Source organism: Phaeobacter sp. SYSU ZJ3003 (assembly GCF_041300735.1).
Classification (GTDB): Bacteria; Pseudomonadota; Alphaproteobacteria; order Rhodobacterales; family Rhodobacteraceae; genus Phycobacter; species Phycobacter gallaeciensis_A.
Window position 1 is genome coordinate 133,601 of record NZ_PXNU01000002.1, and the last position, 12,918, is coordinate 146,518.

12 protein-coding genes and 1 tRNA gene are annotated in these 12,918 nt (G+C 61.7%); 9 read left to right on the plus strand and 4 right to left on the minus strand.

The features are described 5' to 3' along the window. Window positions 1-4: 4 nt before the first annotated feature. Complete coding sequence (locus C6W91_RS02125) at window positions 5-1,213, plus strand: 3-deoxy-D-manno-octulosonic acid transferase (protein ID WP_274839818.1); 1,209 nt, start codon at window positions 5-7, stop codon at window positions 1,211-1,213. Next, window positions 1,200-2,204 (plus strand): tetraacyldisaccharide 4'-kinase, encoded by a 1,005-nt coding sequence (gene lpxK / locus C6W91_RS02130; RefSeq protein WP_274839817.1) that lies wholly within the window; start codon window positions 1,200-1,202, stop codon window positions 2,202-2,204. The genes C6W91_RS02125 and lpxK overlap by 14 nt, the downstream gene beginning before the upstream one ends. Window positions 2,205-2,341: 137 nt before the next feature. On the opposite strand, the gene C6W91_RS02135 is transcribed toward lpxK, so the two are convergent. The 3 genes from C6W91_RS02135 to C6W91_RS02145 form a co-directional block, all read right to left on the minus strand. Next, entirely contained in the window at window positions 2,342-2,728 is a 387-nt protein-coding gene (locus tag C6W91_RS02135) for a hypothetical protein (protein WP_274839816.1), read from the minus strand. A 169-nt stretch (window positions 2,729-2,897) separates the two neighbouring features. After that, window positions 2,898-3,569 (minus strand): DsbA family protein, encoded by a 672-nt coding sequence (locus tag C6W91_RS02140; protein WP_274839815.1) that lies wholly within the window; start codon window positions 3,567-3,569, stop codon window positions 2,898-2,900. Then, on the minus strand, window positions 3,566-4,093 hold the full coding sequence (locus C6W91_RS02145; protein ID WP_065271881.1) for a DUF721 domain-containing protein: 528 nt from the start codon (window positions 4,091-4,093) through the stop codon (window positions 3,566-3,568). The genes C6W91_RS02140 and C6W91_RS02145 overlap by 4 nt, the downstream gene beginning before the upstream one ends. 84 nt (window positions 4,094-4,177) lie before the next feature. Between C6W91_RS02145 and mutY the strand changes: the two genes are divergently transcribed. Both mutY and C6W91_RS02155 read left to right on the plus strand, forming a co-directional pair. Next, window positions 4,178-5,257 carry an A/G-specific adenine glycosylase gene (gene mutY / locus C6W91_RS02150; protein ID WP_065271882.1) on the plus strand — a complete coding sequence of 360 codons (1,080 nt, stop codon included), beginning with the start codon at window positions 4,178-4,180 and terminating at the stop codon, window positions 5,255-5,257. 77 nt (window positions 5,258-5,334) lie between these two features. Beyond that, complete coding sequence (locus tag C6W91_RS02155; protein ID WP_065271883.1) at window positions 5,335-6,480, plus strand: alkane 1-monooxygenase; 1,146 nt, start codon at window positions 5,335-5,337, stop codon at window positions 6,478-6,480. Between the two features lie 45 nt (window positions 6,481-6,525). Here C6W91_RS02155 and hemN read toward each other — a convergent pair whose 3' ends face one another. Beyond that, window positions 6,526-7,881 (minus strand): oxygen-independent coproporphyrinogen III oxidase, encoded by a 1,356-nt coding sequence (gene hemN, locus C6W91_RS02160; protein WP_065273632.1) that lies wholly within the window; start codon window positions 7,879-7,881, stop codon window positions 6,526-6,528. Window positions 7,882-8,114: 233 nt separating this feature from the next. Here hemN and C6W91_RS02165 point away from each other — a divergent pair. The 5 genes from C6W91_RS02165 (at window position 8,115) to C6W91_RS02185 (ending at window position 12,778) form a co-directional block, all read left to right on the plus strand. Then, window positions 8,115-8,201 (plus strand) — tRNA-Leu (locus C6W91_RS02165). A 158-nt stretch (window positions 8,202-8,359) separates the two neighbouring features. After that, a complete protein-coding gene (locus C6W91_RS02170; RefSeq protein WP_274839814.1) occupies window positions 8,360-9,058 on the plus strand; it encodes a fumarylacetoacetate hydrolase family protein in 699 nt (232 codons plus the stop codon). A gap of 516 nt (window positions 9,059-9,574) precedes the next feature. After that, window positions 9,575-10,621 (plus strand): TRAP transporter substrate-binding protein, encoded by a 1,047-nt coding sequence (locus C6W91_RS02175; RefSeq protein WP_065271885.1) that lies wholly within the window; start codon window positions 9,575-9,577, stop codon window positions 10,619-10,621. A gap of 73 nt (window positions 10,622-10,694) precedes the next feature. Beyond that, entirely contained in the window at window positions 10,695-11,276 is a 582-nt protein-coding gene (locus C6W91_RS02180; RefSeq protein ID WP_065271886.1) for a TRAP transporter small permease, read from the plus strand. Then, on the plus strand, window positions 11,273-12,778 hold the full coding sequence (locus C6W91_RS02185) for a TRAP transporter large permease (protein ID WP_065271887.1): 1,506 nt from the start codon (window positions 11,273-11,275) through the stop codon (window positions 12,776-12,778). The genes C6W91_RS02180 and C6W91_RS02185 overlap by 4 nt, the downstream gene beginning before the upstream one ends. The last annotated feature ends 140 nt before the right edge of the window (window positions 12,779-12,918 follow it).

Here is a 12,918-nt window from a genome sequence, read left to right on the forward strand (position 1 = left end):
CCATATGCCCAGCCGCAGCTCCCGCCCCGTATCAAGGACGGTTCCCAGCACTGACCTGCCTCCGCGCCCGGAGGGGGAAGTTCTGTGGGTGCATGCGACCAGCACCGAACGCTACATGGCCCTCTGCGATGTCGGAAACCGGCTTAAGACGGCGCGGCCGGATCTGTCGATTCTGGCCACATGGGAGCCGGACATGGCGCCCCCGCCCGAGGCCGAAGGCTGCGATATCGCCGCGGGCCACCTGCCCCCTGACAGCCCGACGGATGTGCGCGCCTTCCTAAACCTCTGGCGCCCGGATTTCTGCATCTGGTCCGGCGGTCGGCTGCGCCGAGTGCTGCTGCGGCACATGCGCGAACAACGCATCGACGCGCTGCTGGTCGACCTGACGGAAAAGGAACTTCCGAGCCGCACCAGTCGCTGGCTGCCCGATCAGCGCCGCCGCATGCTGGACAGTTTCTCCGCCATCCTGACCCCCGATGCCGAGGTTCAGAACCAGTTGCAGCGCACCGGGCTTTCGTCGGCCAAACTGCAGATGGCGGGGCGCTTGCGGATCTCCACCTCGCCGCCCGGCTGCAACGACGAGGAACTGACCGAGTTGCAAAGGGTTCTTGGCAGCCGTCCCGTCTGGCTGGCGGCGCATGTGCGCCCGGACGAATTGCCGATGGTTCTGGAGGCACACAGGATCGCTCTGCGGCTGTTGCACCGGCTGATCCTTGTGCTGTCACCGGACAGCTATGGTGGCCTCAATGAATGTCGCGCCGCCCTGAAGGACAGCGGGCTGCAATATGCCGATTGGGACGCCGGGGATGAACCGGACGACTACACGCAGGTTCTGCTGGCGGACAAGGACGACCTGGGCCTCTGGTACCGGCTGGCTCCTGTCTGCCTGATGGCGGGCAGCCTGCACCGGGGCCGCGAGGGGCATTCGCCGCTGGACGCCGCCGCGCTCGGCTCGGCCATTCTGCACGGTCCCGGCACCGTGCGGCATCAGGAGATCTATGCCCAGCTGGCGAATTGCGGTGCAGCCGAATGCATCTACACACCCCAGGAGCTGGCCGAAATGGTGCTGCACCTGTCGGCCCCCGATATGGCGGCGGAAATGGCATTGGCAGGCTGGGAAGCCGTCACAGAGGGCGCAGCGATGACTGATCAGCTGATCGACCGGGTGCAGGATCTGCTCGATCTGAGGGAGGAGCGCAATGCGGCCTCCTGAGTTCTGGAACAAGGCGCCCGGCGCCTTTGATCTGCGCGCCATCCTGCTGGCGCCGCTGGGCCGTCTATATGGCGCGGTGACCCGCTCGCGGCTGGCCAATGGCACGCCCGAAAAGGTCGGCGTGCCGGTAATCTGCGTCGGCAACCTCAATGCTGGCGGCACTGGTAAGACGCCGACGGTGATCTGGCTGATCGAGACCCTGCGCGCCATGGGGCACGACCCGCATGTGGTCAGCCGTGGTTACGGCGGCACGCTGACCGGCCCCGAAGAGGTCATTCCCGCCCGCCACAAAGCCTCGCAAACCGGGGATGAGCCGCTGTTGCTGGCCGCCTTTGCCAATGTCTGGGTGGCCCGCGACCGCGCCGCCGGAGCACGCGCCGCTGCGGCTGCCGGGGCGACGGTGATCCTGCTGGACGACGGGTTTCAGAACCCAAGCCTAGCCAAGGATCTGTCGCTGGTGGTGGTGGATGCGGCACGGGGCTTCGGCAATGGTCGCTGCCTGCCCGCCGGGCCGCTGCGCGAACCGGTGGCCGAAGGTCTGGCGCGCGCCGATGCCGTCTTGTCCATCGGCGCTCCTGCGGCGCAGGAGAAGTTCGCCCGCCTCTGGGGCCCGACACTGAGGGACCTGCCGCATGTCTCGGCCCATCTGGCGCCTTTGCAAACCGGCATGCCCTGGCAGGGCACCCGGGTTCTGGCCTTTGCCGGCATCGGTTATCCGCAGAAGTTCTTTGATACATTGCGCACTCTTGGCGCCGATCTGGCCCGAGCCGAGGCGCTGGACGATCACCAGAGCCTGCCAACGGCGCTTCTGACCCGGCTCGAATCCGATGCAAAGGCGCTGAACGCGCAGCTGGTCACCACCGAAAAGGACGCTGTGCGCCTGCCCGCCAGTTTCCGCCACAAGGTGATCACCCTGCCGGTGCGGCTAGAGATTGCGGCGGCAGACCCGCTGATTGATCTTCTGAAGCGGGCGGCACCGCCACCGCCCTAGCCACGAAAAGAATAGGCCATGTCAGAAAATCGTGTTGGTCATATGTGCGGACAGAAGGGAGCATTCGCTGCGGTTGCGCCAATGACGGCATCGGCGCTCCACGGCTGTTGCGAAACAGACCAAGAAGATGACGGCCGTCAAAAGGTCATCACGATAACCATCAGAGCGGCAAGCCCAATGGTCCAAGCATCGAACAAAAGCATCGGCCAACGGTTTATCACGCCGATCGTTAGAGGGTTGAGCAGCCATGGCAGTGGGCCCCGAGTTCTTTTTTGGACACGTTGCCTAATCCGGACCCCAAACCACCCAGATACTAGGCCGAACAAAACAAATAGATAGGGGAGGAGAGCCGAAGCGACTAAGAGTACAAAGACAGCCATCATGTAAGGCAGATCAAGCTTCATCTCCTTCTCAATGTCCCCCTTTTCATAGAAGGGTGGGAAGCTGCTATTCACCTGCAGCGCCAAAATAAGATAGCAGAAACCGAATATACCGATCAGGAATGGGATACCGGGAATCGACATGCTGTAATGCTCGAAAGGAGATTTAAAGTTGTTTGAGAGGACCTTCGTGAACCTTGCAGCGCAAGTCAATATGGGCTCACAGCGGATCAACGTGATCTTCTGATATGACCAATGAAAAACCCGGCCACATTGGACCGGGTTTTCTGTTTGCGTGGATCCGGAAGGGGGATCAGCCTTCCAGTTCGGCGTCGATCAGCGCCTTGAAGGAGTCATAGGACTGGTTCTCGATCTTCTTGCCGTTCAGCACGAAGGACGGCGTCGCGGTCACGTTATGCTCTTCGGCGTTTTCCTGATACCAGGTCACCAGAGTCTGCGCCTTGGTGCCATCCTGCAGGCAGGCTTCCAGCTGATCGTTCTCTAGCCCGGCGAGGCGACCGATCTTGCGCAGCGCATCGACGATCTCGGTGGCGCCACCGGCACGGGCCCAGTCGGACTGCTCCTTGAAGATCAGATCGGTCATGCCAAAGAATTTCTCGGGACCGGCGCAGCGCGCGATCATCGAAGCCCAGAGACCATAGCGGTCAAAGTAGACCTCGCGGTAGATGAACTTCACCTTGCCGGTGTCGATATATTCCTCTTTCAGCTTCTTGTAGGGGCCCGTGTGGAAGTTGGCACAATGCGGGCAGGTGTAAGAAGCGTATTCGATCAGGGTCACCGGTGCGTCCTCGGCGCCCTGCACCATTTCGGTGATGGTCGAGGTATCGACCTCCGCGTCCTGGGCATAGGCGGCCCCGATCAGCGGGTTTTCGGGCAGCCGGTTTTGGCCACTCAGCCCAGAGATGGCATAGGCGCCGGCAGCGACAGCCACCACGGCAAAGACACCAGACATAAGACGGGTCATTCATACCCCTTTCGAATTGTTTTCTGTTTTGTCAGAACGTTGCGCCCCAGCCGTTCCAGCGCGGCGCGCAACTCTTCGTTTCCCACCCCTTCGGCCGCCGCGGCGGCCTCGGATACGGCCTGTGGATCAGGCCGCAGCGGGGTGTTTTCCTTGGGTGCGTATTTGAACGAGACCTGACCGTCGGAAAACCCGATCGGCGCGGTCTGGGTGATCAGCACCTTGGAAATCGCATTGTAGCCATAGACCGCGTTCACCTTTTCGCGCAGCCGTTCCTTCTGCATCTCAAGCATCGGCGCATTGGCCCCGGTGGTCAGCACCGTCAGCGTTGCTCCGAAAGAACTGCGGCCATAGCCAACCTTGACCGGCCGGGCCATTGCCGCCAGATCGGCCCCGACGATCTCTTCCCAATGGGTCAAAAGGCGCGACACCGCAAAGCCCCGACTTTCGCCAGCCTTGCGGATCTGGTCGTTCAAAAGCTTGGAAGTCCGTGCGAACCCGCGTGTGCTGCTGCGCCTGAATGCCATAACTGTGGTTTTGCGTGACTGACCGCCCTATTGTAAAGGGTCCGTTTGCAGGGGCCAGAAAAAGGCAGGAACCGGGAGTAAACTATGCGTGATCTGAATGCGGATCCAGGCGGGCTCAGCCGCGATATCCTGGACTGGTACGACCGGCAGGCGCGGGACATGCCCTGGCGCACCGGCCCGGCAGACCGCGCCGCCGGGGTGCGGCCCGACCCCTATCGTGTCTGGCTGAGCGAGGTGATGTTGCAGCAGACCACCGTGGCCGCCGTGACCGACTATTTTCAGCGCTTCACCGCCCGCTGGCCCCGGGTCGAGGACCTTGCCGCGGCCGAGGATGCCGACGTAATGGCGGAATGGGCGGGCCTTGGCTACTACGCCCGCGCCCGCAACCTGCTGAAATGCGCCCGGGTGGTGGCGCAGGAGCTGGATGGCACCTTTCCCGACAGCTATGAGGCGCTGCTGAAACTGCCGGGGATCGGCCCCTATACGGCGGCGGCCATCGCCTCGATCGCATTCGACCGCCCCGAAACCGTTCTGGATGGCAATGTGGAGCGGGTGATGGCGCGGCTGCATGATATTCACGAGCCGCTGCCGGGATCAAAACCGCTGCTGAAGGACCGCGCCGCCGAGCTGACCCCTGAGGTCCGTCCCGGCTGCTATGCACAGGCGGTGATGGATCTGGGCGCCACCATCTGCACCCCGAAATCGCCCGCCTGCGGCATCTGCCCCTGGCGGGAGCCCTGCGCTGCGCGAATCGCAGGCACCGCGCCTGAATTGCCAAAGAAGACACCGAAGAAAGCCAAACCCACCCGTCACGGCATCGTCTATCTGGCGCGCAGCAGCGCCGGGGACTGGCTGCTGGAGCGGCGACCGGACAAGGGGCTTTTGGGCGGGATGCTGGGCTGGCCCGGCCCGGAATGGGGCGAGTCGCCCCAGCCTGCGCCGCCGTTTGACGCGGATTGGCAGGATCTCGGCGCCGAGGTGCGCCATACCTTCACCCATTTCCACCTGATCCTGCGGGTGATGGTGGCAGAGCTGCCTGAGGGGTTTGCACCCGCCGAGCAACAGGAGATCATCACCCGACACGCGTTCCGCCCCTCGGACCTGCCGACGGCGATGCGCAAGGCCTTTGACCTGTGGCGTGGCGGGCAGACCGGCGGCGACTGAGGCCATTCGACCTCTTGGGTTTGGGCCGGACCCGGCATAGGGTTTTCCCATCGCGCCATACTTTGGGAGTGCTCACGATGATCGCCGCCAAGATCGCCCCGGAAACCCTGAGCCGCTGGCAATCGGCCCTGCCGTTCTGGCTGTCCTTCCTGCTGGTGCCGCTGTTGTGGTTTTCCGCTATCATGGGTGGCTGGTGGGTACTGCTGACGCCGCTGGTGACATGGTATCTCTTTGCCGTGCTCGACGGGGTTTTCGGCCTCAACCTCGACAATGCCGACCCGATGACGCCCGAGGAGGATCTGCGCTGGTACAGCATGCTGACCATCGCCTGGGTGCCGATCCAGTTCCTGACGCTGTTTGGCCTGATCTTCTACGTGGCGGGCAGTGAAACGCTGAACGGGCTGGAAAAATTCGGCATCTTCTTTGGCATGGGCGTGGTCAGCGGCACCGTGGGCATCAACTACAGTCACGAGCTGATGCACCAGCGCAGCAGGGCGGAACGCTGGCTGGCCGATATCCTGCTGGCGATGGTGCTCTACTCGCATTTCCGCTCCGAACACCTGCTGGTGCATCACCGCTATGTCGGCACGCCGCGCGATCCTGTCACGGCGCGCTACAACGAAGGTTTCCACCGCTTTTATCCCCGGGTGCTGCGGCAATGCTGGCAATCCGCTTTTCGCGCCGAAAAGGAAAAACTGGCCAAAAAAGACCGCCCCTGGAGCGATCCGGCCAATCCGTTCTTCCGCTACTGGGCGCTACAGGCGGCCATGCTGGTGCTGGCGGTTCTGCTGGGCGGGTTTGGCGGATTGGTGCTGTTTTTGGTGCAGGCGGGCGTCGCCATCTGGCAGCTGGAGCTCGTCAATTACGTCGAACACTACGGGCTGACCCGCAAACATCTGGGAGGCGGCAAATACGAACCGGTGCGCCCCTGCCATTCCTGGAACGCTGCGCATAAGGCGTCAAACTGGCTGCTGATCAATCTGCAACGCCATTCCGATCACCACTATAAACCCGACCGGCGCTTCCCGCTGCTCCAGAACTATACCGAGGCAGACGCGCCGCAACTGCCCTATGGCTATCCGGTGATGACGGTGGCGGCGATGATCCCGCCCCTTTGGCGCCGGGTGATGAACCCGCGCGTACGCCACTGGCGCCAGATGTATTATCCGGAAATCACCGACTGGACGGCCTACAACAAGGCGCGCAACCCGATGCCCCGCTAACGAGGCTGCTGTCGCCGGGGCCACAAAAATCCCGGTGCACGCGGCTCAGGAGGCGCGGCTGTAGCGGGCGCCTTCGGGTTTATGCGCATCGAAATGGCTGGCGATCAGCCGGGTCAGGGCGCGTCCTTCGGGGCGGATCTCCAGCGCCTTGCCATCAAGTGTCACTAGGTCCCCGAACCGGGCCTGAACGGCGACCAGATCGGGATCGATACTGCGCGACAGATCACCGAATTCTCGCTCCAGCGCCGCGCGGTCGAGACGGAAATCACACATGATCATCTCGATGGCGCGACCACGCAGGTGGTCCTCTTCGCTCATCTCATGGCCCCGCGCCCCGGCGAGCTGCCCCTTTTCGATCCGCTCCACATAGGCAGGGGTCGCAGCGGCGTTCTGCACATATCCCCCGGCAAAACGCGAAATCGAAGAGGCACCCAACCCGATCAGCGTCGGGCACCGGTCATCGGTATAGCCTTGGAAATTGCGCCGCAGGTGGCCGCTTTTGGCCGCCTTGGCCAAACCGTCCTCGGGCAGAGCAAAATGGTCGATACCAATCGTTTCATAACCAGCGGCGCGGAACTGATCCGCAGCCGCGCAGGCCAGATCATAGCGTTCGGCGTCTCCCGGCAGGGCGGATTCGTCGATCAGCTCCTGACGTTTGGCCATCCAGGGCACATGGGCATAGCCGAACAGCGCGATCCGGTCCGGTGCAAGGCTCAGCACCTTTTCAACCGTATCCTTCAGTCGCGCGGCGTCCTGATATGGCAGGCCGTAGACCAGATCGGCATTGAGCGAGGTGATCCCCGCCTCCCGCAGATCCTCGACACAGGCGCGCGTCACCTCATAGGGCTGTTCCCGGCCAATGGCGGCCTGCACCTCGGGATTGAAATCCTGAATACCGATACTGGCCCGGTTCATGCCTTCTTCGGCCAACGCCGCGATCTTGTCCCGGTCCACCAGCGTCGGGTCGATCTCGACCGAGAACTCCCAGTCCGGCGTCGGCGGGAAGACCGCCTTGACCGCCTGGGCCAGCCTGTGGATCAGCGCTGGCGGCAGGATGGTCGGCGTGCCACCGCCCCAGTGCAACCGCCCCATCTGCAGCCCCGCGGGCAGATGCGGCGCGACCAGCTTCAGCTCGGCCTCCAGCGTTTCGACATAGCTTTCCACCGGCTCGGGCCGACGGGTGCCCTGGGTCCGGCAAGCGCAGAACCAGCACAGCCGCTCGCAGAACGGGATATGCAGATACACCGAAACCGGAACCGCCGGATCAAGCGCATCAAGATGCCCGACCTGTTCCGCCGCACCCACGGCGGAAGAAAAGACCGGAGCGGTCGGGTAGGAGGTGTAGCGGGGCACCCGGCTGTCGAACAGGCCAAGGGCGGCAAGGCGGTCAATCTGTGTCATACCGCCTTTTTGCCGCTCAGGCGCGCGCTGACTTTGCGCAGGATCAAATTGCACGGGAAAAATCACCCACCCGGTCGGCTATTGCAACGGTCCAGCCAGAAAGGCCCCATCAACCGCCTGAATTCGCGGGACATCGGCAGCAGCCATCCCCGCACAAAAAATTTGTGACATTGGGCGCATTTTGAGTTTGACGCCCCGCGCGACTCTGCTTATACGGCCCCTCACCAACCCGTGCCCAGATGGCGGAATTGGTAGACGCGCTAGCTTCAGGTGCTAGTGTCCGTATGGACGTGGAGGTTCGAGTCCTCTTCTGGGCACCATATCATTCTCCTGAAATTGTTGTAGTATCTTGGCCCCGAGCGCCTCTGATCTGTCGCTGTCCGTGATCGGTCCGTGCGGGGCTGCGAGACGGGTTTTCCTGTGCTAGGCATCCATCACGATACCACAGCCCAGCCCGTGACCATCAGGAGCGCCCGAGATGACCGATACCCTGTTTACCCTGCCCGAAACCGCTACGATCCCGGTTCTGGGAGAGGACCGCACCTATCCCATCGGGCGTATCTTCTGCGTCGGGCGCAACTACGCCGCACATGCTGCCGAGATGGGCAATGAGGTCGACCGCGAAGCGCCCTTTTACTTCACCAAATCCGCAGCCAATGCGATTCTGACCGGCGCTACCGTGCCCTACCCGCTTGGCACCTCTGATTTCCACCACGAGATGGAGCTGGCCGTGGCCATCGGCGCGCCGCTGTTCCGCGCCACGCCGGAAGAGGCCCGCACAGCGGTTTATGGCTATGGCAGCGCGCTGGACATGACGCGCCGGGATCTGCAGGGGCAGGCAAAGGACAAACGGCGCCCCTGGGATCTGGGCAAGGATCTGGAGCAAGGCACGGTTTTCGCCCCCCTGACCCGCAGCGCTGACTGGGACGGCCCAGCGGGCAAGCGGATCTGGCTTAGCGTCGACGGTGAAATACGTCAGGATGCCAGCCTGGATGAGATGATCTGGTCGGTCGAGGACATCCTCTGCCACTTGTCGGGTTATTACCACCTGCGGCCGGGCGATCTGATCCTCACCGGCACCCCAGCAGGAGTGGGAGCGGTAACATCCGAACAGTCGATGACTGGCGGAATCGACGGGTTGAGCCAGGTCGAACTGACCCTCAGCGCCGCTGAATAAGATCAAAGGGCCATAGAGCCGCCCCGAAGGTTCGAAACCGTCAAGAATATGTGCGCTGGGTCCATTCCTGATCCCGGCGCCTTGGCCCTATCAATTACAGGGCTGTGCGCAAAGCGTACCACAGTCCTGCGCAGCGATAGGGAGGGTTGCGACCGCAGCGGCAAGGCAGCGATCCGCCGAAATGTCTTTTTTCATGGCTCCTGCGCCAATCAGTGATTGATCTTCACGAAATGAAATGCTGGAATGTATCCGGTACGGCTCAGATATGGAAATCTTGTAACATTTTCTAAACGAGTCTGAGCGCTGATTTGGGACCAGCCAATTCATGAGTGAAAAATGCATGATCTGCTGTTGATGGTTACAAATGCACCAAATAGCAGGAGGTCAGCGAAGTTTGTTTTGTGATCCGCAGGGGTGTGGAGGGGACCAAAACAGAAAGAAAATAGGCAATATATTGCAATAATGTTAGTTGCCTGCATTATGTTGCTTGGAAGTAGGGTCAAAGGGAGGAATCACATGACCACTCGCAGAAAGATTCTTGGCGCAGCAGGCGCGGCGGCCATTGCCGCAGTATGCGCCACATCCGCCTTCGCGCAGGAGGTAACGCTGAAGCTGCACCAATTCCTGCCGGCGCAGGCAAATGTGCCGAAACTGGTTCTGGATGTCTGGGCCGACAACGTTGAGGCCTCCTCGAATGGCCGTATCAAGATCGACCGCTATCCCTCCATGCAGCTGGGCGGCAAGCCGCCGGAACTGATGGACCAGGCCATCGACGGCGTTGCCGACATCGTCTGGACCGTGGTCGGCTACACGCCGGGCCGCTTCCCGTCGACCGAAGTCTTCGAACTGCCCTTCATGATGACCAACGCGCGTGCCACCTCGCACGCTTATTGGGAAATGTTCGAACGCCACATGAAGGACACCGAGTTCAAGGACGTCCACATCCTGGGCACCTGGGTGCACGGCCCCGGTATGATCCACACCACGGATCCGGTTGAAACCCCCGCCGACCTGCAGGGCATGAAGATCCGTGGCGGTTCCCGCTCGGTCAACGCGCTGCTGACCGAACTGGGCGCAACCCCCGTCGGCATGCCGGTTCCCGCGATCCCCGAAGGCCTGTCCAAAGGCGTGATCGACGGCACCACCATCCCGTGGGAAGTCACCACCGCTCTGAAAGTTCCGGAACTGGTCGAGAACCACACCGAATTCACCGGCAAGGCGCTTTATACCCTGACCTTCGTTCTGGCGATGAACAAGGACAAGTATGAAAGCCTGCCCGATGATCTGAAGAAGGCCATCGACGACAACTCCGGTCTGGAGTTCTCCGTCTTCGCCGGCGGCACCCAAGCAGATTCCGACGGCCCGGCCCGCGAATTCGCGCTGGACAACGGCAACAACGTCATCACCCTCAGCCAGGAACAGACCGACGAGTGGCGCGCGCTGGCTCAGCCGATCTACAACAAATGGCTGGCCGACATGACTGAAAAAGGCATCGACGGGCAGGCCCTGCTGGAAGAAGCAACCTACCTGATCGAAAAATACACACCGCAATACGTGAAGTAAGCGGTAGCATAGTCAAAGGGCCGCAGCGCACCCGTGCCGCGGCCCTTTGCGTACTCAGAAAAGGGTAAACACCATGCAAAAGCTCATGATGGGGTTGGCCAGGAAGATGGCCATATTGGGCGGTATGGTCCTCGTTCTCCTGATCATCCTGACCTGCCTTTCGATCATCGGCCGCCTGCTGAACGGCGTGCTGCACGGAAGCCTCATGCAAGGGCTCGCTCCTGCGCTGTCAGACTGGCTGATCAACTACATCGGACCAATCAACGGGGACTTCGAACTGGTAGAGGCCGGCGTGGCATTCGCCATCTTCGCGTTTATCCCACTGTGCCAGATCACATCGGGCCATGCCTCGGTCGACGTTGTGGCAAACGCCTTTCCCGTCAAGGTGAACCGGTTCCTGCGCATGGTGGTCGCGATCCTGTTCGCGGGGGTTCTCGCCCTGATCACAGAACGGCTCGGCGCCGGCATGGTCGGCAAGTACTACAATGGCGAGACGTCGTTCCTGCTCGAGTTTCCTACCTGGTGGGCCTATGCCGCCAGCCTCTTCGCCTCCAGCATGGCTGCTGTGGTGGCGATCTATGTCGCGATCGTGCGTACAACCGAATTTATGACCGGCCGCATTGAGCTGTGGGACGGTGTGGAGGGTGAGCAGTGACAGCTCTTGAAATCGGAATATCCTCATTCCCCATCCTGATGATCCTGATCTTCCTTCGGGTTCCCATCGGGCTTTCGATGTTCCTGGTGGGCCTGGTCGGGTTGATCCTGGTCACCGACGGAACCCAGGTTGCCTTTGGCCGACTGAAAAGCGAGACCTACTCGACCTTTTCCTCTTATTCGCTGACTATCGTGCCGATGTTCCTGCTGATGGGGCATTTCGCAACGCTGGGCGGCATGTCGTCGGCCCTGTTCAGGGCGGCCGCCAGTTTCCTTGGCCACAAGAAAGGCGGCGTCGCCATGGCCTCGATCGGGGCCTGCGCCGGCTTTGGCGCCATCTGCGGCTCCTCGCTGGCCACGGCGGCAACCATGGGCCGCGTCGCCCTGCCCGAGCTGAAGGAATACGGCTATGCCGGTGGCTTCTCGACCGCAACACTGGCGGCGGGCGGCACCCTGGGCATCCTGATCCCGCCTTCGGTGGTGCTGGTGATCTATGCCATCCTGACCGAGCAGAATATCGCCAAGCTGTTCCTCGCAGCCTTCATTCCCGGCATCCTCGCCGCGGTTGGATATGTCATCGCGATTTCGATCTATGTGCGCATGTTCCCCGAAAGCGCGGGCACCCGCCCCTCGGTTCCCTGGGCGGAACGGATGGAAAACCTGGTCAAGGTCTGGCCGGTTCTGCTGGTCTTTGGCCTTGTGGTGGGCGGCATCTACGCCGGTTGGTTCACCCCAACCGAAGGTGCGGCTGTGGGTGCATTCGGCACCGGGTTCATCGCCTGGCTGAATGGCGGCCTGAACCGTGAAACCATGGTCGACAGCTTCATCGTCACCGCCCGCTCTACCGCGATGATCTTCTTCATCGTGCTGGGCGCCGGTTTCTACAACGGCTTCCTCGCCCTCACCAAGGTACCACAGGAACTGGCAGATTTCGTCGTCAGCCAGGGGCTGAGCCCATGGATGGTTCTGGCGCTGATCCTGGCCTTCTACCTAGTCTTTGGGTGCCTGATGGACAGCCTGTCGATGATTCTGCTGACCATTCCGATCTTCTTCCCGGTGATCTCGGTGATGGACTTCGGCCTGTTGTCCCTGCCCGCGATGCAGGCGGATGCAGCGATGGAGGTGCTGCGCAACGGGGTGCCGGATGGCATGGGGGCTGAAATGCTAGCCTCGATACAGGAAGCCATCGCCAACGGCATGGAACTGACCCGCGAGCAGATGAAGGAACTGGGCATCCGCGTTACCGAAGGCCGCGTCAACCGGATCGAATCGGAATACGTCGCCATCTGGTTCGGCATTCTGGTTCTGATCGTGGTCGAGGTTGGCCTGATCACTCCGCCTGTGGGCATGAACCTGTTCATTATCAACGCGATGGACCGGACCACCCGCATGGTCGACACCTACAAGGCTGTGATGTTCTTTGTGGCATCGGACATCATCCGGGTGATTATCCTGGTCGCCTTCCCGATCATCACGCTGCTGCCGCTGATGCTGCTGCACTGACCATCAGGTCCGACGACCCCCTGCAATTGATCCCCCCGTCAGACCTCTGGCGGGGGGATTTTTTGTCTGCGAGCCACCAGACCGGCCCGCCTCGGACCTTCATCAGCGGAAATATGTGCAAAATAGTGCAGTTTATTGCA

Coding starts and splice junctions, on each gene's coding strand:
- C6W91_RS02125 (WP_274839818.1), top strand. CDS start 5: ATGCCCAGCCGCAGCTCCCGCCCCGTATCAAGGACGGTTCCCAGCACT.
- lpxK (WP_274839817.1), top strand. CDS start 1,200: ATGCGGCCTCCTGAGTTCTGGAACAAGGCGCCCGGCGCCTTTGATCTG.
- C6W91_RS02135 (WP_274839816.1), bottom strand. CDS start 2,728: ATGTCGATTCCCGGTATCCCATTCCTGATCGGTATATTCGGTTTCTGC.
- C6W91_RS02140 (WP_274839815.1), bottom strand. CDS start 3,569: ATGACCCGTCTTATGTCTGGTGTCTTTGCCGTGGTGGCTGTCGCTGCC.
- C6W91_RS02145 (WP_065271881.1), bottom strand. CDS start 4,093: ATGGCATTCAGGCGCAGCAGCACACGCGGGTTCGCACGGACTTCCAAG.
- mutY (WP_065271882.1), top strand. CDS start 4,178: ATGCGTGATCTGAATGCGGATCCAGGCGGGCTCAGCCGCGATATCCTG.
- C6W91_RS02155 (WP_065271883.1), top strand. CDS start 5,335: ATGATCGCCGCCAAGATCGCCCCGGAAACCCTGAGCCGCTGGCAATCG.
- hemN (WP_065273632.1), bottom strand. CDS start 7,881: ATGACACAGATTGACCGCCTTGCCGCCCTTGGCCTGTTCGACAGCCGG.
- C6W91_RS02170 (WP_274839814.1), top strand. CDS start 8,360: ATGACCGATACCCTGTTTACCCTGCCCGAAACCGCTACGATCCCGGTT.
- C6W91_RS02175 (WP_065271885.1), top strand. CDS start 9,575: ATGACCACTCGCAGAAAGATTCTTGGCGCAGCAGGCGCGGCGGCCATT.
- C6W91_RS02180 (WP_065271886.1), top strand. CDS start 10,695: ATGCAAAAGCTCATGATGGGGTTGGCCAGGAAGATGGCCATATTGGGC.